The organism is Halomonas eurihalina (genome assembly GCF_008274785.1).
Lineage (GTDB): Bacteria > Pseudomonadota > Gammaproteobacteria > Pseudomonadales > Halomonadaceae > Halomonas > Halomonas eurihalina.
Window position 1 is genome coordinate 42,613 of sequence record NZ_VTPU01000013.1, and the last position, 19,121, is coordinate 61,733.

Here is a 19,121-nt window from a genome sequence, read left to right on the forward strand (position 1 = left end):
GCAAGCGAAGACGGCGCCCTGATCGAGTAGATTGGGGTGCCGTCTTGTGTCCGAGCGATCAGTGATGGGCGCGCTGACTGGCGTCGAGCATCTCGCGGGCGTGTGCCAGGGTCTGGTCGGTCAGCTTCATGCCGCCCAGCATGCGGGCCAGTTCGCCGACTCGACCGGCTTCGTCGAGCAACGCCATGTGCGTCAGAGTGGTCTCGTCTTCGGCCTGCTTGGCGATGTGCAGATGCTGATGGGCCTGGGCGGCGACCTGGGGCAGATGGGTCACGGTCATTACCTGGCCGCTCTTGCCCAGGCGCCGCAGGAGTTGGCCGACGACCTCGGCGGTGGCCCCGGAGATGCCGACATCGACTTCGTCGAAGACCAGACTCGGTGTGGTGGAGTGCTGGGCGGCGACCACCTGAATGGCCAGGCTGATCCGGGAGAGTTCGCCGCCGGAGGCGACCTTGGTCAAGGGGCGAGCGGGCTGGCCGGGGTTGGCGCTGATCGTGAAGCGGGCGCGCTCGAGCCCCTCGGGAGACGGGGTGTCGCGGGGTGTCAGCTCGACATCGAAAGAAGCCTTGCCCATGGCCAGAAAGGCCAGTTGTTCCTGCACGGCCTTGCCGAAGCGTTGGGCGGCCTTGCGGCGTGTGGCGCTTACCGCCTCGGCCCGTTGCCGCCAGGCCTGTTTCAGGTTCTCGACCTCGGCGACCAGGGCGTCGAGGTCGCCGTCGCCACCTTCCAGTTCGGCCAGTTCCTCGGTGAGGCGCTGGTGCAGCGAGACCAGTTCATTGGGTGCTACCTGATGCTTGCGGGCGATGCGATGCACTTCGCCAAGGCGTTCCTCGACCCAGGCCAGGCGCTCAGGGTCCAGTTCCACGCCGGCGGCGAAATGATTGAGCTCGCGCCCAGCTTCTTCCACCTGGATGCAGGCGTCGCCCAGCATGCTCAAGGCATCGGCCAGGGCGCCGCGCTCGCTGCCGGGTAGTGCCGACAGTCGGTTTACCGCCTGGTGGAGCAGCGGCAGGGCGCCGCCTTCGTCGCTGTCGCAGCATTGGGCGGCGAATTGGGCCTCACGCAGGCGTTCCTCGGCGTGTGCCAGGGTTTCCTGTTCCGACTCCAGGCCTTCGAGCTCGCTCTCGGCGAGGGCCAGTTGGTCGAGTTCCTCGACCTGATAACGCAATAGCTGGAGGCGGGCACGAATCTCGTCGTTATCCTCCGAGAGCCGCTTGAGACGCTGATGGCTCTCGCGCCAGGCGAAAAAGGTCGCCGCCATGTCGCGCACCGCGTCGTCGTGGCTGGCGAAGTCGTCGAGCAGATGCAGGTGGGTTTCCTCGCGCAGCAAGCCCTGGTGGGCGTGCTGGCCATGGATCTCGATCAGCTGGTCGCCCAGTGCCTTGAGGTCCGCCACCGTGGCGGGCTGACCATTGATCCAAGCCTTGGAGCGGCCGGAGCGGGTCACCACGCGACGCAACAGGCAGTCGTCGCTTGGTAGCTCGCGTTCGTCGAGCCAGGCCCGGGCGGCCGGCAGCTCGGCGATATCGAAGCGGGCGGAGAGATCGGCGCGCTCGCAGCCATGGCGGACGCTGCCGGCATCGGCCCGCTCGCCGAGGCACAGGCCGAGGGCGCCGAGCAGGATGGATTTGCCGGCCCCGGTCTCGCCGGTGATGGCGGTCATGCCGCCCTCCAGCTCGAGCGCCAGGTGATCGACGATGGCGAAATCGCGAATGGCGAGCTCTGTCAGCATGATGCTTCCCCCGGGGCTTGTCTGAATCTACTGGTTATTCATCCATTGCCTTGTGCGTTTATACAGTAGTTCATGTCCCGCAACAACGCACGGCTGCAATCCACATATTTCGATGCCTTGAGTTCCACAAGGTCAGCCCCATATAACCCCGCAACGACGATTCACCCCGACAACATGTCTTCAGGCGGCCCAGGGCCGCCGACTGTCATTTCAGGAGGCACGCATGGCCAAAGATCCGCAGACGCCACTGGACGACGAGCTTGCTCGTCAACAGCAGGACGCCGACGCCCAAGGAGAGCCGGAGCCCGTGGAAGGTGAGCTCGAGGGCGCCATCGAGGACGCCGAGCAGACGCAGGTAGAAGGCGAGTCGACGGACAACCCGGAGGCCGAAGTCCTGGCCGCCAAGGTCGAGGAGCTCGAGCAGAGCCTGGCCGATGCCAAGGACCAGTCGCTGCGGGCCGCCGCCGAAGCGCAGAACATTCGTCGACGCGCTGAGCAGGAGGCCGAGAAGGCCCGCAAGTTTGCGCTGGAGAAGTTCGTCAAGGAACTGCTGCCCGTGGTCGACAGCCTCGAGAAGGCGCTCGATGCCATGCAGGACGGCGCGAGCGAGACCCATCGCGAAGGGGTGTCGATGACGCTGAAGCTGCAGCTCGATGTGCTGGGCAAGTTCGGCGTCGAAGTGGTCGATCCTGCCGGAGAGCCGTTCGATCCGCAGTACCACGAGGCCGTGACCATGGTGCCCAACGCCGAACTGGATCCCAACTCCGTGATGGACGTGATCCAGAAAGGCTATCTGCTCAATGGTCGTCTGGTCCGCCCGGCGATGGTGGTGGTCAGTCAGGCCAGCGAGTGACATTTCGTGCCGAAAAGCGGCCCGGAGCCCTTGAAAAGGCGCCGAGGGCCCCCAGATAGTCGGCAACCCCGCGGCGAACGCCGCGCACATGAACGAATCTGCAACATCGATATTTCGAGGATTTCCTATGGGACGCATCATCGGTATTGACCTGGGGACCACCAACTCCTGCGTGGCCGTACTTGACGGCGACGGCGCCAAGGTGATCGAGAACGCCGAAGGCGCGCGCACGACCCCGTCCATCATCGCCTACACCGACGACGGCGAGACGCTGGTGGGACAGGCGGCCAAGCGCCAGGCGGTCACCAATCCCCAGAACACGCTTTATGCCATCAAGCGCCTGATCGGCCGTCGCTTCCAGGACGACGTCGTCCAGAAGGACATCAAGATGGTGCCCTACACCATCGCCGAGGCCGACAACGGCGACGCCTGGGTCGAGGTCAAGGGCAACAAGCTGGCGCCGCCCCAGGTCAGCGCCGAAGTGCTGAAGAAGATGAAGAAGACCGCCGAGGACTACCTGGGTGAGACCGTCACCGAGGCAGTCATCACCGTGCCGGCCTACTTCAACGACAGCCAGCGTCAGGCTACCAAGGATGCCGGCCGCATCGCCGGTCTCGAGGTCAAGCGCATCATCAACGAGCCGACGGCGGCTGCGCTGGCCTATGGCATGGACAAGGCCCGTGGCGACAAGACCATCGCGGTCTATGATCTGGGCGGCGGTACCTTCGACATCTCGATCATCGAGGTGGCCGATGTGGACGGCGAGACCCAGTTCGAGGTGCTGGCCACCAACGGTGACACCTTCCTGGGCGGCGAAGACTTCGACCTGGCGCTGATCAACTACCTGGTCGACCAGTTCAAGTCTGACAGCGGCATCGACCTGTCCGGCGACAACCTGGCCATGCAGCGCCTCAAGGAAGCCGCCGAGAAGGCCAAGATCGAGCTGTCCAGCGCGCAGCAGACCGAGGTCAACCTGCCCTACATCACCGCCGACAACACCGGTCCCAAGCACCTCAACGTCAAGGTGACCCGGGCCAAGCTCGAGTCGCTGGTAGAAGACCTGGTGGCGCGCTCGCTGAAGCCGTGCAAGACCGCACTGGCCGATGCCGACCTGTCCGCTTCCGATATCGACGATGTCATCCTGGTGGGCGGCCAGACCCGCATGCCGATGGTTCAGGCCAAGGTCGCCGAGTTCTTCGGCAAGGACGCCCGCAAGGACGTCAACCCGGATGAAGCCGTGGCCGTGGGTGCCGCGATCCAGGGCGGCGTGCTGGGCGGCGACGTCAAGGACGTGCTGCTGCTCGACGTCACCCCGCTGACCCTGGGCATCGAGACCCTGGGTGGCGTGATGACGCCGCTGATCGAGAAGAACACCACGATCCCGACCAAGAAGACCCAGACCTTCTCGACCGCGGACGACAACCAGACAGCCGTGACCATTCACGTGCTGCAGGGCGAGCGCAAGCAGTCCACCGGCAACAAGTCCCTGGGTCGTTTTGACCTGGCCGACATTCCGCCGGCGCCGCGCGGTGTGCCGCAGATCGAGGTCGCCTTCGACCTGGACGCTAACGGCATCCTCAACGTGTCCGCCAAGGACAAGGCCACCGGCAAGGAACAGTCGATCGTCATCAAGGCGTCCAGCGGCTTGTCTGACGAAGAAGTCGAGCAGATGGTCCAGGACGCCGAGGCCCACGCCGACGAAGACAAGAAGTTCGAGGAGCTGGTGGCGCTGCGCAACCAGGCTGACGGCATGGTTCACGCCGCTCGCAAGACCCTCGAGGAAGCTGGCGACAAGGCGACCGACGAAGAGAAGCAGGCCATCGAGAATGCCGCCAGCGAGCTCGAGGAAGCGGCCAAGGGTGACGACAAGGACGACATCCAAGCCAAGCTCGACACCCTGACCGAGGCGTCCGGCAACCTGGCCCAGAAGATGTATGCCGACCAGGCCGAGGAAGCCGGCCAGCAGCCGGGTGCCGATGCCGGCGAGCAGGCCGACGGCCAGAAGAAGACGGAAGACGACGTGGTCGACGCCGAGTACGAGGAAGTCAACGACGACCAGAAGAAGCAGTAAACCACGACGTCTGAATCACGGCGGACACCAGCGCGGGGGCTCGACTCCCGCGTTGGCGTTTGCGCAGCGTCGCTACGGAGGCGGACAGACACATGTCCAAGCGTGACTATTACGAGGTGCTGGGCATAGAGCGCGGGGCCGATCAGAAAGAGATCAAGAAGGCCTACCGACGCCTGGCACAGAAATACCATCCGGACCGTAATCCGGACGATGACACCTCGGCGGAGAAGTTCCGCGAGGTTTCCGAGGCCTATGAGGTCCTGACCGATAGTGAGAAGCGCGCGGCCTATGACCAGTTCGGCCATGCCGGCGTCGACGGCCAGGCCGGCGGCGGTGGCTTCGGCGGTGCGGGTGCCGGCGGCTTCAGCGATATCTTCGGTGATGTCTTCGGCGATATCTTCGGTGGTGGCGGGGGGCGTCGCAACCCGAATGCCCCGCAGCGTGGCAGCGACTTGCGCTACAACCTCGAGCTCGATCTCGAGAGCGCCGTGGCGGGCACCAGCGTGGATATTCGCGTGCCGCGTCACGTCGAGTGCGAGCGCTGTGATGGCGATGGCGCCGAGCCGGGATCCAGCAAGGAGACCTGCCCGACCTGTAACGGTATGGGTCAGGTACGCATGCAGCAGGGCTTCTTCGCCGTGCAGCAGACCTGCCCGACCTGCCACGGCAGCGGTCAGCACATCAAGGTGCCGTGCCACAAGTGCAACGGTGAAGGCCGGGAGCGCGAAACGCGCACCCTGTCGGTGAAGATTCCGGCCGGCGTCGATACCGGCGACCGCATTCGCCTCAACGCCGAGGGCGAGGCCGGCATCAACGGCGGGCCGCCCGGTGACCTGTACGTCCAGGTGGCGATCAAGCCGCACCATATCTTTGAGCGTGAAGGCCGTCACCTGCAGTGCGAAGTGCCGATCAACTTCGTCGACGCCACCCTCGGCGGCGAGTTGGAAGTGCCGACCCTGGATGGTCGGGTGAAGCTCAAGATTCCACCCGAGACCCAGACCGGCAAGATGTTCCGCCTCAAGGGCAAGGGCGTGAAGCCGGTACGTGGCGGTCCCGCCGGTGACCTGCTGTGCCGGGTAGTGGTCGAGACGCCGGTGAAGCTCAGCGAGGAGCAGAAGGATCTGTTGCGTCGCTTCCAGGAAAGCCTGGACGGCAGCAAGAGCCATCACTCGCCGAAGAAGAGCAACTTCTTCGATGGCGTGAAGAAGTTCTTCGAAGACATGAAGCCCTGAGCATGGGGTGTTGAAGCACTGGTGTTGAAACGCCGGTGCTGAAGGGCGTCACCACCGCCCCCGCCGTTCCTTCGGCGGGGGCTTTTCTTTGTGTGTCCGGCACTCTACCGTAATGGGTCGCCCTGTCGATGAGGAATTCGCGTCATGGAATGGCTCGCCTTTGTGATTGCCGCCCTGGGTTTCGCCTATCTGCCCGGTCCCGCCATGCTGTATACCGCTGCCCAGACGCTGGGGCGAGGGCGACGTGCGGGGTTTTGCGCGGTGCTGGGCGTGCACCTTGGCTGCTATGTGCATGTGGTGGCGGCGGCGCTGGGGCTGGCGGCACTGTTTGCCGCGGTACCGCCTGCCTACGTGGCAATGAAGATCATCGGCGGCTGTTATCTGCTGTGGGTCGGCATGCGCCTGTGGCAGCGCGGTATCGGCTCGCCCGAGGCGCCGGACGGCACGGGCAAGGGCGTCCGCCGCGTGTTGGCCGACAGCATGCTGGTCGAGATACTCAACCCGAAGACGGCGCTGTTCTTCGTGGCTTTCCTGCCGCAGTTCGCGCAGCCGGAAGCCGGCATGGCCATGGGCTGGCAACTGTTGTGGCTAGGCATTGTCGCGAACGTCCTGTTCTCCTCGGCTGATGTGGTCGTGGTAATGCTGGCCGCGCCCTTGCGTCGCTGGTTGCAAGGGCCGCGGGGCTCGACGCGCCTTGCCCAGCGCCTGGGCGGTGGCCTGCTGGCCAGCCTGGGGGCGCATGGCCTGACACAGGTCTATCGGCAAGGAATTTCATGACCAGTGCCACGGATCGGCCGCTGGCCGGCATTCTCCTCAGGCTTTGCTCCGGTGTGCTGTTCACGGGGATGATGGTGTGCGTCAAGGTGGTGAGCACGGAGGTGCCGCTGGGGCAGACCGTGTTCTTTCGCTCGGCCTTTGCGCTGTTGCCCATCGTCGTCTTCATGATCTGGCGGCACGAGTTCCCCCGTGCCCTGGCGACGCGGCGTCCCGCCGGGCACCTGCTGCGCTCGGGGCTGGGGGCGGCGGCGATGTTCGCCTCCTTCGCTGCGGTAGCCAGGCTGCCGGTGGCCGAGGCCACGCTGCTGGCGCAACTGGCGCCGGTGGCCATGGCGGTGGGTGGCGTGTTCCTGCTGGGGGAGCGTTTCACCCGGCATCGGGCGGCGGCTCTGGCGCTGGTGCTGGGCGGTGTGGCGGCGCTGGTGGTGCCCGAGCTGGGCAGCGGAGAACAGGCCGAGCGCCTGCCGGGGTATGCCCTGGGCATTCTGGCCGCCTTGCTGACAGCGGGAGCGTTGGTCACGGTGCGGCGCATCTCGCTCACCGAGACGCCGGCCTCCATCGCCTTCTATTTCGTGCTGGTCACTGCCCTGGCGGGGCTGGCGACCTGGCCGCTGGGCTGGGTCGGGGTGTCGGGAACGACGTTGTCGCTGTTGATCCTGGCTGGCCTGTTTGGCGGGGCGGCGCATATTTGCATGACGCTGGCGCTGCGCTTTGCCGAGGTGTCGCGCCTGGCGCCCTTCGAGTACATCGCGCTGATCTGGCCGGTGCTGGCCGACCTGTTGATCTTTGGTTTGCCTCTGTCGCCGGGATTCCTGGTGGCGTTGCCCCTGGTGCTGGGCGGCGCCGGACTGGCGGCCCTGGAGGGGCGGCGGTTTAGGTGGCGGCTTCGACGATGAGCTGGGGCTCCCCTCGCGAGCAGGCTTCGATGCGGCTCTCCACGCGGTAGACTTGGCGCAGCAGCTCGGGGGTGACGACCTCGCCGGTTGGGCCGCAGGCAATCAGTCGGCCGTTCTCCAGCATGATCGCCTCATCTGTGAAGCGCAGCGCCTGGCCGAGATCGTGCAGGGCGGCCAGGACCAGCATGTGGCGTTCCCGGGCGAGCCGCCTGAGGATCGACAGCAGTTGGATCTGACGATGCAGGTCCAGCGCCGAGGTGGGCTCGTCGAGTAGCAGGATCTCGGGGTCCTGCACCAGTGCCTGGGCCGCCCCGACCAACTGGCGCTGGCCGCCGCTCAAGTCACCGATGTCGCGCTCCCCCAGCTCGCTGATGCCCAGCTCGCGCAGGGCGCGGTCGACTTCGGCCAGATCCTCGCTCTGCACCTTCAGGCCGCGCCCCTGCATGCGGGCCAGCAGCACCGATTCGTAGACACTCAGCACGGCATTGGCGCCGGTATCCTGCGGCATGTAAGCCAGCGGCCGTTCGCGGGTGGCGCCGTCGATTCGTACGCTGCCCCCGCCACCGATCAATCCGAGGATGCGCCGAAAGAGCGTGGACTTGCCGGCGGCATTGGGGCCGAGCAGGGCGACGACCCGGCCGCCCTCGAGCGGCGGCGTGGTGATCTCGGAAAGAATCTGGTGGCGGCCGTAGTGGGCCGTCAGGCGGTCGAGCGTGAGCGTTACCATGCGGATTTCTTGTGATTGAGGACGAGGAACAGGAAGAACGGAATGCCCACCAGCGAGGTGATGATCCCGATGGGGATGATGGTGCCGGGCAGGATGATCTTCGACAGCACCGAGCCGACGGAGAGGATCAGGGCACCGCACAGTGCCGCGCCGGGCAGGAAGAAGCGCTGATCCTCGCCCATCAGCAGGCGGGCGATATGCGGCCCGACCAGGCCGATGAAGCCGATGGTGCCGACGAAGGCCACGGCGATGGCGGCGAGCAGCGAGACCAGCACCAGCACTTCCAGGCGCAGCGCCCGGGGCTTTACGCCCAGGCTCTCGGCCTTGGCATCGCCCAGCCGCATGGCGGTGAGCGCCCAGCCGTGGCGAGCGAGCAATGGCAGCACCACCGCTAGTATGCCGGCGGCGATGGCCACCTTGGGCCAGGTGGCCTTGGTCAGGCTGCCCATGGTCCAGAAGACCACCGCGGCCACCGCTTGCTGGCTGGCGAAGAACTGGATCAGCGCCATCAACGAATTGAAAATGAACACCATGGCGATGCCCAGCAGCACGATGGTCTCGATAGTCACGCCGCGCTTGAGGCTCAGCGCATGAATCGCGAAGGCCGTCAGCATGGCCATGACAAAGGCGTTGATGGGGATCACGTACTCGATCGCGGCGGGCACGATCGCCACGCCGAAGGCCAGCGCCAGGGCGGCGCCGAAGCTGGCCCCGGCGGAGATGCCCAGCGTGAAGGGGCTGGCCAGGGGGTTGCTGAGGATAGTTTGCATCTGGGCGCCGGCTACCGACAGGCTGGCACCGACCACCAGTGCCATCAGCGCCACCGGCATGCGGATATCCCAGAGGATCACCCGAACCTGCTGGCTGGCGGATGCCGGGTCGAGCAGGGCGGTGATCACCTCGCCCAGGCCGAAGCGGGCCGGCCCCAGGGCGAGGTCGATGCACAGGCTCAGACACAGCGCCAGCGTCAGGGCGGCGAGGGTCAACTGGCGCCGTATCACCAGCCGGCGGTAGAAGCCGCGGCCCTGGAGCGTGGAAGGCGTCGCGGCAGTGGCCTGATCGGGAGGCGAGGCGTGCATCTCAGTGTTCCTTCAGCGAGACCCAGTAACCCGGCTCGTAGTCCACCGGCAGGAAGCGACTGTGAAGCTCTTCCATTGTCGCTTCGGGGTCGAGGTCGGCGAAGAGCTCGGGGTGGAACCACTTGGCCAGTTGCTGCACGGCGACGAAATAGTAGGGGCTGTTGTAGAACTGGTGCCAGATGGCGTGGAAGTTGTCGTTCTCGACGGCTTCGATGCCGGTCATGGCGGTGCGTTCGGTCAGCGCCTCGAGCTTGGCACGAGCGGCCGTCATGTCGGCGCCGGGGCCCACGCCGACCCAGTCGCCGCCGGGCACGTAGGCATTCCAGTTGCCACCGGTCACCACGACCTGCTGCGGATCGGCGGCGATGATCTGTTCGGGGTTCAGCGAGCCGAAGGTGTTCGGAATGATGTCCTTGGCGATATTGGTGCCGCCGGCGAGCTCGACGTATTCGCCGAAGTTGCCGGGGCCGAAGCTCATGCAGCAGTCTTCCGAATAGCCGCCGGCGCGGTCGACGAAGACGCGCGGACGCTCGGGGGCGGCACTCTCGATGGTCTCGGTGACGCGTGCCATCTGTGCCTCGGCGAAGTCGATGAAGTCTTCGGCGGCCTCTTGCTTGCCCAGCAGTTTGCCCATCAGTCGCATGGACGGGATGGTGTGCTCGAGCGGTGCCTCGCGGAAGTCGACGTAAAGGATGGGAATGCCCAGCTCGGCGAGCTTATCGTCATAGGCAGCGTCCTCGGTGGCGGACTTGGCCTCGAGGTTCATCAGCACGACGTCCGGTTCGAGGGCGGCGGCCTGCTCGACATCGAAGGTGCCGTCCTTGAAGCCACCGAAGGTCGGAATGTCTTTCAGTTCGGGGAACTTGGCGGCATAGCGGGCATAGTTGTCCGGGTCGGCCTGGGAAAAGTCCTCGCGCCAGCCGACGACGTGTGCGAACGGGTCTTCCGGCTGCAGGGCGCCGAGCAGATAGATCTGCCGGCCCTCGCCGAGGATTACACGGTCCATGGGAGCGTCGACGGTGACCTCACGGCCGGCAACGTCGGTGACGGTGATCTCGTCGGCCTGGGCGACGGCACCGCCCAGGGTGAGGGCGATGCCGCCGAGGGTCTTGAGCAGGGAGGTGTGCATGAGGCTTCGTCACTCGCTGAGGGAGTCGTCGGTATCGAGGGTGCGGGACGTCGGCAAGCTCGGAGATATCGCTTTCTCCGTTGCAGATCGTTCCTATTCGCAGTGGTCGGGCAGTGTGGCGCAATCGCCGGGGGTTGTCGAGAGACCTGGGGTTGTCGAGTAGAGAGGCTTGTGGGTGTCGAGCGTCGTTTCGTGCGGGCGAACGGAAAGTTTGCGATGGTGGGGCTGGTGTTCGGGGGGAACGCCGTCATAGGCTGAAGACTCATGGTCAAGGATAGAGGAAGGGCGTCATGCCGATTTCACGTGCGGAGATCGTTACCGATTCGGGCGAGAAACTGATCAACCGGTTGTGCAAGCACTGGGCGCACAAGCTTGAGGTGGAGCAGGAAGGTGAGGAGGGTCGGATCACCTTCGACAACGGGAGCTGCCTGCTGCGCGCTGAGGAAGGCAAGCTCAAGGTGGCGGTCGAGTCCCTGGACGAGGAGGGGCTCGATCGCCTGGAAGGCGTGGTGGCGAGCCACCTCGAACGCATGTCCGGCAAGGAATCCCTGGATATCATCTGGGAGAACTGAGTCGTGACGGCCCGCACCGCCCATCTGGGCATGCTGCTCTGGGCGGCATTGGTGGGCCTGTCATTTCCTGCCGTGGGGCTGATGGGTGAGTTGCCGCCGATGCTGCTCACCGCCCTGCGTTTTGCCATTGCCTGCCTGGGCCTGTGGCCGCTGGCGCATCGGGTCGAGGGTTTTGCCCTGGCACGCCGTGCCGCGCCGGTGTATGTCCTGATGGGCCTTTGTCTGGCGGGCTTTTTCGGCGCCATGTTCTGGGCTGCCCATCACGCCACGGCGCTCTCCATGGCGACGCTTTATGTCACCGTCCCGCTGCTTGCCTATGGGCTGGGGCTTGGGTTGCGCGTGGAACGGTTGGCCTGGCGGTTGCCGGCGATTCTCGCACTGGGTGCTGTCGGTGCCCTGGCCTTGGCTTATGCCGAGGCGCTGGTGCGTGGCGGCCAGATGCGGTTCGGTGTTGGCGAGGCGGTGTTCTTCGTCGGCTGCGTCTGCTCGGCACTCTATCCGGTGCTCTCCAAGTGGGGGTTGAATGTCGGGCGATTGCCGGCCTCGGCGGCGGTGCGCACCTTCTGGAGCCTAGGGCTGGGCGGTGTGCTGATCGGTGTTCTGGGGGTGCTGGTGGAGCCGGTGTCGCAGTTTGCGGCGATGACCTGGTCCGATGCGCTGCTGCTCGTCTACCTGGGGCTGTTCTCCAGTGCCCTGACCTTCTGGTTGATGCAGCGCGCGACCCTGGTGCTGACGCCCGGAGCGATCACCGCCTACGGTTATCTGGTGCCTTTTGTTTCCATGCTCGTGCTCTTTTTGCGCGCACCGCAAAGTCTCGATTGGGTCTGGTTGCCTGGCAGCCTCATGGTGTTGGCCGCCATTGCGCTGTTGCTACGCCATGACGCCGGTACGGAGCGGAAGGCCGGTGACTCAGCGCGGACGCAGGCAGACTAGCAGGCTGCGCTGCAGCGGGCTGGCATTGTCATCGCTGAGCAGCAGCAGGCGGCCGTCATCGAGTCGCGTGAGGCCTTCCATGTTGTCCAGCCACCAGCCGTCGGCGCTGGAGAAACTGGCCAGGGTCTCGACATCGAGCTCGGGCGGCTCGCCGAGCCGCACGCGGCGCAGGCTGATCACCAGCGGTGCCGGTGGCGCGAAGGCGCGTTCGAGGGCCACCAGGTCGTCGCCGTCGGCGGTGAGCTCGGTCAGGGCGCTGCCGGTCGGGGCGGCCAGGGGATAGCGCCACTGCTTGCCATCGAGGGTGAAAAGGCGCGTTTCACCCGGGGCGGCGCCGGGCGGGGGCGACTCCAGGCCGAGAATGAGGCCATGCTTCGGGAGTTCGGTCATGGCCTCCATGCCCTTGTTGGGCGCCGCGTCGGCCGCTTGGGCGGGGCGGATGGGCGCCGTCAGGGGGCTGCCGTCACGCTCGAAGCGCTGCAGGCGGTGGTCGCGCTCGAAGCTGACCCAGAACTCGCTGTCGCCGAGCTTGCCATTGGTGCCGTGCAGCAGCGAGAGGGACTCGGCGTCAGCTGCCGAGCCCTCAAGCGGGATGCCATCGCCGTCGCGCAGTCGATGACTGTCGATGGGCGAGAGGCCGACCAGTTGCCCGTCCTCGAAGCGTGGGCGAGCCCGGTGCAGCCAGCCACGGTCCGACAGCATGTACAGCAAGCCTGTGTCGCGCTCCCAGGCCAGGTCGGAGAGGCCGTTGACCGGCGTGCCGTCCGGCCAGTGGCTGGGCAGGGAGAGCGTGCCGCAGAGCTCTACCCGCGGCGGTGGCGTGATATCGGCACCGACACCGGCCAGGGGGACGACACGGGCGTGGTTGGCGCAGCCCGGCAGGGGCGCGAGCAGTGTCATGAACAGGATGGCGAGCGGCAGGGCGCCGAGGGCGCGGCGTGATGTCGGCATTCGGGGCATGGCAGTCTCGGCGGTGATGGCGTAGCGAGGGGCCAGTCTGCCACAGGCCTGTGCCGGCCGTGTGACAGGCGCGTGTCGCAGACGCCCCGGCACGGTGTTGTTATACTGCGGCCATTCTATTGGATCGAGCCTCGCGAGGAGTTCGCATGACCCGTATTGCCATCGCCGGTGTCGCCGGCCGCATGGGCCGCACCCTGGTCAACGCCGTGCAGCAGGACGCCGAGGCCACGCTCGCCGGTGGCACCGTCTCGCCGGGCAGTTCGCTGGTCGGCGCTGATATCGGCGAGCTGGCCGGCAGCGGCAAGCTGGGCGTGATGGCCGCCGATTCGCTGGCGGCGATCGCCGATGACTTCGATGTGTTGATCGACTTCACCGCGCCCCGGGTGACGCTGGACAACCTGTCGGCCTGTGCCGAGCATGGCAAGCGCATGGTGATTGGCACCACCGGGCTTTCTGACGAGGAGCTGGCAGAGTTGGACGCTTATCGCGACCGGCTGCCCTTGGTCTTCGCGCCCAACATGAGCGTTGGCGTCAATCTGACGTTCAAGCTGCTCGAGACCGCCGCCCGGGCGTTGGGCGACGAGGGCTACGATATCGAGATCATCGAATCCCATCATCGCCACAAGGTGGATGCGCCCTCCGGCACCGCCCTGAAGCTGGGCGAGGTGGTGGCCGATGCCCTGGGGCGTGACCTGAAAACCGATGGGGTCTTCGAGCGTGTCGGGCAGTGCGGCCCGCGCAGCGACAAGGAGATCGGTTTCGCCACGGTGCGGGCCGGTGACATCGTCGGTGAGCATACCGTGATGTTCGCCACCGAGGGCGAGCGCATCGAGATTACCCACAAGGCCTCCAGCCGCATGACCTTCGCCAAGGGCGCCGTGCGGGCGGCACGCTGGTTGGCCGGCCAGCCGGCAGGGCGTTATGACATGCAGGACGTCATCGGGCTGGATTGAAGGGTAGCCGAACGGCGTCGGATGCTTTAGAATCCCACAAATTTTGGCCGGGCGCCGGCTATCGCCGCGCAAACGCTTGTTGCGTCGGCCCAGCATTCCGAGCGAATGACAACAAGCGGGATGAAACCGGTCTTTATCGTCGGGTTTCGTCCCGCTTTTTTGCGGGTAACAGCCAGGCGAGAATCGGAGGCTGTCGGGCTCACCCTGGCTGTCGAGCGCCATTCGAGAAGCATTCCTTGACGAGCTGGCTCTTATAGCTGTCTGTAAACATATGGGAGGACGTTGCATTGAGCAAACCCGCGATACTGGCCCTGGAAGATGGCAGTGTGTTTCATGGCACCGCCATTGGCGCCGATGGGCAAACCAGCGGTGAGGTGGTGTTCAATACGGCCATGACAGGCTACCAGGAGATCCTCACCGATCCGTCCTACAGCCGTCAGATCGTCACCCTGACCTATCCACACATTGGTAATACCGGCGTCAACAGCGAGGATGTGGAGTCTTCGAGCATCGCTGCCGCCGGGCTGGTGATTCGCGACCTGCCGCTGCTGGCCAGCAGTTTTCGTTGTGAGCAGTCGTTGTCAGATTATCTGGCGCAGCAGAACGTGCTGGGCATCGCCGATATCGATACCCGCCGGCTGACTCGCCTGCTGCGCGACAAGGGCTCCCAGAATGGCGCCATCCTGGCCGGCTCCGACGCCGAGGGCGAGGATGCCGAGGCGCGAGCCCTGGAAGCGGCCAGGGCCTTTCCCGGCCTGAAGGGCATGGATCTGGCCAAGGTCGTCTCCTGCGCCGAGCCCTATGAGTGGAGCGAAGGTGAGTGGACGCTGGGCAGCGGGTATGCCGATGTCTCTCAGGACGAGCGGCCCTATCACGTCGTCGCCTACGATTACGGGATGAAGCGCAACATCCTGCGCATGCTGGCCTCTCGGGGCTGCCGGCTGACCGTGGTGCCGGCCCAGACGCCGGCCGAGGAAGTGCTGGGGATGAACCCGGATGGCATCTTCCTTTCCAACGGTCCGGGAGACCCCGAGCCCTGCGACTACGCCATCAGCGCCATCCAGGCGTTTCTGGAGACCGAGATCCCGGTCTTCGGTATTTGCCTTGGCCACCAGTTGCTGGCGCTGGCCAGCGGCGCACAAACGGTGAAGATGAGCCATGGCCACCATGGCGCCAATCATCCGGTACAGGATCTCGATAGCGGCCGGGTGATGATCACCAGCCAGAACCATGGTTTCGCCGTCGAGGAATCCACCCTGCCCGATAACCTGCGCGCCATTCATCGTTCCTTGTTCGATGGCACCTTGCAGGGTATCGAGCGCACCGACCGCCCGGCGTTCAGCTTCCAGGGACACCCCGAGGCGAGTCCCGGCCCCAGGGACGTAGCTCCGCTGTTCGACCGCTTCGTCGAGATGATGCGGCACCGGCGCTGACGCCCGTACACGATCGATCGCCGCCCCTCGTCTGCCACTATTCTTGCGGGAAGCACCATGCCCAAACGTACCGACATCCAGAGCATCCTGATCATCGGCGCAGGCCCCATCGTCATCGGCCAGGCCTGTGAATTCGACTATTCCGGCGCCCAGGCCTGCAAGGCCCTGCGCGAGGAAGGCTTCCGGGTCATTCTGGTCAACTCCAACCCGGCGACCATCATGACTGACCCGGTGATGGCTGATGCCACTTATATCGAGCCAATCACCTGGCAGGCCGTGGAGAAGATCATCGAGGCCGAGCGCCCCGACGCCGTGCTGCCGACCATGGGTGGCCAGACGGCCCTCAACTGTGCCCTGGACCTGGACAAGCACGGCGTACTCGAGAAGTTCGGTGTGGAAATGATCGGTGCCAACGCCGACGCCATCAATATGGCCGAAGACCGTGACCTCTTCGATCAGGCGATGAAGCGCATCGGCCTGGAGTGCCCCAAGGCCAAGGTCGCCCACAGCATGGACGAGGCCTGGCAGATCCAGAGCGAGCTGGGCTTTCCGGTCATCATTCGCCCCTCCTACACCATGGGGGGCTCCGGCGGCGGTGTGGCCTACAACAAGGAAGAGTTCGAGGAAATCTGCACTCGGGGTTTCGAGCTCTCCAACAACCATGAGTTGTTGATCGACGAGTCGCTGCTGGGCTGGAAGGAATACGAGATGGAGGTCGTTCGCGACAAGAACGACAACTGCATCATCGTCTGTGCCATCGAGAACTTCGATCCCATGGGCGTGCACACCGGGGATTCCATCACCGTGGCACCCGCCCAGACGCTGACGGACAAGGAATACCAGAACATGCGCGACGCCTCCCTGGCGGTGTTGCGTGAGATCGGCGTCGAGACGGGGGGCTCCAACGTTCAGTTTGGCGTCGACCCTGACACCGGGCGCGTGGTGGTCATCGAGATGAACCCGCGGGTGAGTCGTTCCTCGGCGCTGGCCTCCAAGGCCACCGGCTTCCCCATCGCCAAGATCGCCGCCAAGCTGGCCGTCGGCTATACCCTGGATGAGCTCTCGAACGACATTACCGGCGGGCGCACTCCGGCCTCGTTCGAGCCATCCATCGATTACGTGGTTACCAAGATCCCGCGTTTCACTTTCGAGAAATTCCCTCAGGCCAATGACCGCCTGACCACTCAGATGAAGTCGGTCGGCGAAGTGATGGCCATCGGGCGCACCTTCCAGGAATCCCTGCAGAAGGCGCTGCGTGGCCTGGAAACCGGTAATGATGGCCTTGATCCGAAAGTCACGCGCTTCAATGACGATGGCATGGCGCATATCAAGGGCGAGCTGCAGGTGGCCGGTGCCGAGCGCATCTTCTATGTGGCCGATGCCATGCGCGCGGGCTTGAGTGTCGAGGAACTGTTCCGCCTGACCAATATCGACCGTTGGTTCCTGGTTCAGCTCGAAGACCTGGTGCGTACCGAGGCCGAGCTGGCCAAGCGTTCGCTCTCCGAGCTGACACCTCGCGAGCTGTTCGCTCTCAAGCGCAAGGGATTCTCCGACGCGCGGCTGGCTGGGCTGCTTGGCGTTGCAGAGAAGGATTTCCGCCGGACCCGTCAGGCAGCCGGTATCCGCCCCGTCTACAAGCGGGTCGACACCTGTGCCGCCGAGTTCGCCACCGACACGGCCTACATGTACTCCTCCTATGAGGAAGAGTGCGAGGCGGAGGTTTCCGATCGGCCCAAGATCATGGTGCTGGGCGGCGGCCCCAACCGTATCGGTCAGGGCATCGAGTTCGACTACTGCTGTGTGCATGCCGCGCTCGCCATGCGTGACGATGGCTATGAAACCATCATGGTCAACTGTAACCCGGAGACCGTCTCCACCGACTATGACACCTCGGATCGGCTCTACTTCGAGCCGGTGACGCTCGAGGACGTGCTGGAGATCGCCGACAAGGAGAAGCCGGCCGGGGTGATCGTGCAGTTCGGTGGCCAGACGCCACTCAAGCTGGCGCGTGAGCTCGAGGCCGCCGGGGTGCCGATCATCGGCACTACGCCGGATGCCATCGATCGGGCCGAGGATCGCGAGCGTTTCCAGCATATGATCGACAAGCTGGGGCTCAAGCAGCCGCCCAACGCCACTGCGCGCAGCTTCGAGGAGGCCTTCGCCAAGGCCGAGGCCATCGGTTACCCGCTGGTGGTGCGCCCCTCCTATGTGCTGGGGGGTCGAGCCATGGAGATCGTCTACGACGCTTCCGAGCTGGAGAACTACATGACCCATGCGGTCAAGGTCTCCAATGACTCGCCGGTGCTGCTCGACCACTTCCTCAATGCCGCCATCGAGATCGACATCGACGCCGTGTCCGACGGTCATCAGGTGGTGATCGGTGGCATCATGCAGCACATCGAGCAGGCCGGGGTGCACTCGGGCGATTCTGCCTGTGCCTTGCCGCCGTACTCGTTGCCGACCGACGTCCAGGACGAGATGCGCGATCAGGTCAAGCGCATGGCTGTGGAGCTCGGGGTCAAGGGCCTGATGAACGTGCAGCTGGCCTGGCAGGATGGCGAGATCTACGTCATCGAGGTCAACCCTCGTGCCTCGCGTACCGTGCCTTTCGTCTCCAAGTGCGTCGGCACCTCGCTGGCGCAGGTCGCGGCGCGTTGCATGGCCGGTGTTTCGCTTGCTGAGCAGGGTTTCGTCGAGGAGATCGTGCCGCACTTCTACAGCGTCAAGGAGGCGGTGTTCCCGTTCGCCAAGTTCCCCGGTGTCGACCCGATTCTCTCGCCGGAAATGAAGTCCACCGGCGAGGTGATGGGCAGCGGCGATACCTTTGCCGAAGCCTTCTACAAGGCGCAGCTGGGCGCTGGCGAGGCGATCCCGGCCCTGGAGGGCGAGCGCAAGGCATTCCTCTCGGTGCGTGACCCCGACAAGCAGGGTGTTATCGATGTGGCCCGATCTTTGTTAGGATTAGGGTTCACACTGTGCGCGACGCGTGGCACGGCATCGGCCCTGCAACAAGCCGACCTGCCCGTGGACGTCGTCAACAAGGTTTATGAAGGCCGTCCTCATATCGTCGATCTGCTCAAGAACGACGAGGTCGCCTATATCGTCAACACTACCGAGGGCCGCCAGGCCATTAATGATTCCTCGGTGATCCGCCGCACTGCACTCGCTCGCAAGGTTCCCTATGCCACCACACTGGCGGGGGCCAATGCCGTTTGCTTGGCACTCGAATATGGTAATGCCATCACCGTGCGGCGGTTACAGGAATTGCATGCAGGAGTCAGTCAATGAACAAGGTTCCGATGACCGTCGTCGGCGAGCAGCGTCTTCGCGATGAGCTCGAACACCTCAAGAGTGAGGAACGGCCGAATGTCATCGCCGCTATCGCCGAGGCGCGCGAACATGGCGATCTCAAGGAGAACGCCGAATATCATGCCGCTCGCGAGCAGCAGGGATTCATCGAAGGCCGGATTCAGGAGATCGAAGGCAAGCTCTCCAATGCGCAGGTCATCGATGTCACCAAGCTCCCCAAGACCGGCAAGGTGATCTTCGGGGTGACCGTGGAGCTGATCAACCTGGAGAACGACGAGGAAGTGGCCTATCGCATCGTCGGCGAGGACGAGGCCGACATAAAGTCGGGTCGGATCTCCGTGACCTCGCCCATCGCCCGCGCCCTGATCGGCAAGGAAGAAGGCGAGACGGTGCTGGTGCGCACGCCTGGCGGCGATGTCGAGTACGAAATCTCGAGTGTCGAGCATCTCTGAGCTACGAGCTACG

The 19,121-nt window shown here is 64.9% G+C and carries 16 protein-coding genes; 11 read left to right on the top strand and 5 right to left on the bottom strand.

The annotated features are described in order from the left end of the window. Window positions 1–58 precede the first annotated feature (58 nt). The gene (gene recN / locus FZZ93_RS13245; RefSeq protein ID WP_149322795.1) at window positions 59–1,732 is read right to left on the bottom strand and encodes a DNA repair protein RecN; all 1,674 of its coding nucleotides are present in this window, start codon (window positions 1,730–1,732) and stop codon (window positions 59–61) included. A 223-nt stretch (window positions 1,733–1,955) separates the two neighbouring features. Between recN and grpE the strand changes: the two genes are divergently transcribed. The 5 genes from grpE to FZZ93_RS13270 all read left to right on the top strand — a co-directional run bounded on the left by grpE (window position 1,956) and on the right by FZZ93_RS13270 (window position 7,561). After that, complete coding sequence (grpE, locus tag FZZ93_RS13250; RefSeq protein WP_149322796.1) at window positions 1,956–2,585, top strand: nucleotide exchange factor GrpE; 630 nt, start codon at window positions 1,956–1,958, stop codon at window positions 2,583–2,585. A gap of 127 nt (window positions 2,586–2,712) precedes the next feature. Further along, the gene (gene dnaK / locus FZZ93_RS13255; RefSeq protein ID WP_149322797.1) at window positions 2,713–4,656 is read left to right on the top strand and encodes a molecular chaperone DnaK; all 1,944 of its coding nucleotides are present in this window, start codon (window positions 2,713–2,715) and stop codon (window positions 4,654–4,656) included. 92 nt (window positions 4,657–4,748) lie between these two features. Further along, on the top strand, window positions 4,749–5,888 hold the full coding sequence (gene dnaJ, locus FZZ93_RS13260; RefSeq protein ID WP_149322798.1) for a molecular chaperone DnaJ: 1,140 nt from the start codon (window positions 4,749–4,751) through the stop codon (window positions 5,886–5,888). Between the two features lie 144 nt (window positions 5,889–6,032). Further along, a complete protein-coding gene (locus FZZ93_RS13265; RefSeq protein WP_149322799.1) occupies window positions 6,033–6,665 on the top strand; it encodes a LysE family translocator in 633 nt (210 codons plus the stop codon). Beyond that, window positions 6,662–7,561, top strand: a complete 900-nt coding sequence (locus FZZ93_RS13270; protein WP_149322800.1) for a DMT family transporter — start codon at window positions 6,662–6,664, stop codon at window positions 7,559–7,561. Before FZZ93_RS13265 ends, FZZ93_RS13270 begins: the two co-directional genes overlap by 4 nt. Here FZZ93_RS13270 and FZZ93_RS13275 read toward each other — a convergent pair. Genes FZZ93_RS13275 through FZZ93_RS13285 form a run of 3 tightly spaced genes read right to left on the bottom strand, consistent with a single transcriptional unit; the run spans window position 7,539 to window position 10,496 of the window. Continuing rightward, window positions 7,539–8,288 carry an ABC transporter ATP-binding protein gene (locus tag FZZ93_RS13275; RefSeq protein WP_149322801.1) on the bottom strand — a complete coding sequence of 250 codons (750 nt, stop codon included), beginning with the start codon at window positions 8,286–8,288 and terminating at the stop codon, window positions 7,539–7,541. The two genes, FZZ93_RS13270 and FZZ93_RS13275, sit on opposite strands and share 23 nt — an antisense overlap. After that, a complete protein-coding gene (locus FZZ93_RS13280; protein ID WP_187774533.1) occupies window positions 8,282–9,367 on the bottom strand; it encodes a FecCD family ABC transporter permease in 1,086 nt (361 codons plus the stop codon). Before FZZ93_RS13280 ends, FZZ93_RS13275 begins: the two co-directional genes overlap by 7 nt. A 1-nt stretch (window position 9,368) precedes the next feature. Further along, the gene (locus FZZ93_RS13285; RefSeq protein ID WP_149322802.1) at window positions 9,369–10,496 is read right to left on the bottom strand and encodes an ABC transporter substrate-binding protein; all 1,128 of its coding nucleotides are present in this window, start codon (window positions 10,494–10,496) and stop codon (window positions 9,369–9,371) included. 290 nt (window positions 10,497–10,786) lie between these two features. Here FZZ93_RS13285 and FZZ93_RS13290 point away from each other — a divergent pair, with 290 nt between their 5' ends. Both FZZ93_RS13290 and FZZ93_RS13295 read left to right on the top strand, forming a co-directional pair. Then, window positions 10,787–11,068: a DUF2218 domain-containing protein gene (locus FZZ93_RS13290; RefSeq protein WP_149322803.1), complete on the top strand. Its 282-nt coding sequence runs from the start codon at window positions 10,787–10,789 to the stop codon at window positions 11,066–11,068. A gap of 3 nt (window positions 11,069–11,071) precedes the next feature. Continuing rightward, window positions 11,072–12,001: a DMT family transporter gene (locus FZZ93_RS13295; RefSeq protein WP_149322804.1), complete on the top strand. Its 930-nt coding sequence runs from the start codon at window positions 11,072–11,074 to the stop codon at window positions 11,999–12,001. On the opposite strand, the gene FZZ93_RS13300 is transcribed toward FZZ93_RS13295, so the two are convergent. Beyond that, on the bottom strand, window positions 11,978–12,961 hold the full coding sequence (locus FZZ93_RS13300) for an esterase-like activity of phytase family protein (protein ID WP_149322805.1): 984 nt from the start codon (window positions 12,959–12,961) through the stop codon (window positions 11,978–11,980). The two genes, FZZ93_RS13295 and FZZ93_RS13300, sit on opposite strands and share 24 nt — an antisense overlap. A 146-nt stretch (window positions 12,962–13,107) precedes the next feature. Between FZZ93_RS13300 and dapB the strand changes: the two genes are divergently transcribed. The 4 genes from dapB (at window position 13,108) to greA (ending at window position 19,108) form a co-directional block, all read left to right on the top strand. After that, complete coding sequence (gene dapB, locus FZZ93_RS13305) at window positions 13,108–13,914, top strand: 4-hydroxy-tetrahydrodipicolinate reductase (protein ID WP_149322806.1); 807 nt, start codon at window positions 13,108–13,110, stop codon at window positions 13,912–13,914. 287 nt (window positions 13,915–14,201) lie between these two features. Further along, entirely contained in the window at window positions 14,202–15,347 is a 1,146-nt protein-coding gene (gene carA / locus FZZ93_RS13310; protein WP_149322807.1) for a glutamine-hydrolyzing carbamoyl-phosphate synthase small subunit, read from the top strand. A 57-nt stretch (window positions 15,348–15,404) separates the two neighbouring features. After that, window positions 15,405–18,635, top strand: coding sequence for a carbamoyl-phosphate synthase large subunit (gene carB, locus FZZ93_RS13315; protein ID WP_149322808.1), 3,231 nt, complete (start codon window positions 15,405–15,407; stop codon window positions 18,633–18,635). Further along, entirely contained in the window at window positions 18,632–19,108 is a 477-nt protein-coding gene (greA, locus tag FZZ93_RS13320; protein WP_149322809.1) for a transcription elongation factor GreA, read from the top strand. Before carB ends, greA begins: the two co-directional genes overlap by 4 nt. The last annotated feature ends 13 nt before the right edge of the window (window positions 19,109–19,121 follow it).

Excerpts from the sequence above, each read along its gene's own strand:
- recN (WP_149322795.1), bottom strand. The coding sequence starts at position 1,732 with ATGCTGACAGAGCTCGCCATTCGCGATTTCGCCATCGTCGATCACCTG.
- grpE (WP_149322796.1), top strand. The coding sequence starts at position 1,956 with ATGGCCAAAGATCCGCAGACGCCACTGGACGACGAGCTTGCTCGTCAA.
- dnaK (WP_149322797.1), top strand. The coding sequence starts at position 2,713 with ATGGGACGCATCATCGGTATTGACCTGGGGACCACCAACTCCTGCGTG.
- dnaJ (WP_149322798.1), top strand. The coding sequence starts at position 4,749 with ATGTCCAAGCGTGACTATTACGAGGTGCTGGGCATAGAGCGCGGGGCC.
- FZZ93_RS13265 (WP_149322799.1), top strand. The coding sequence starts at position 6,033 with ATGGAATGGCTCGCCTTTGTGATTGCCGCCCTGGGTTTCGCCTATCTG.
- FZZ93_RS13270 (WP_149322800.1), top strand. The coding sequence starts at position 6,662 with ATGACCAGTGCCACGGATCGGCCGCTGGCCGGCATTCTCCTCAGGCTT.
- FZZ93_RS13275 (WP_149322801.1), bottom strand. The coding sequence starts at position 8,288 with ATGGTAACGCTCACGCTCGACCGCCTGACGGCCCACTACGGCCGCCAC.
- FZZ93_RS13280 (WP_187774533.1), bottom strand. The coding sequence starts at position 9,367 with ATGCACGCCTCGCCTCCCGATCAGGCCACTGCCGCGACGCCTTCCACG.
- FZZ93_RS13285 (WP_149322802.1), bottom strand. The coding sequence starts at position 10,496 with ATGCACACCTCCCTGCTCAAGACCCTCGGCGGCATCGCCCTCACCCTG.
- FZZ93_RS13290 (WP_149322803.1), top strand. The coding sequence starts at position 10,787 with ATGCCGATTTCACGTGCGGAGATCGTTACCGATTCGGGCGAGAAACTG.
- FZZ93_RS13300 (WP_149322805.1), bottom strand. The coding sequence starts at position 12,961 with ATGCCCCGAATGCCGACATCACGCCGCGCCCTCGGCGCCCTGCCGCTC.
- dapB (WP_149322806.1), top strand. The coding sequence starts at position 13,108 with ATGACCCGTATTGCCATCGCCGGTGTCGCCGGCCGCATGGGCCGCACC.
- carB (WP_149322808.1), top strand. The coding sequence starts at position 15,405 with ATGCCCAAACGTACCGACATCCAGAGCATCCTGATCATCGGCGCAGGC.
- greA (WP_149322809.1), top strand. The coding sequence starts at position 18,632 with ATGAACAAGGTTCCGATGACCGTCGTCGGCGAGCAGCGTCTTCGCGAT.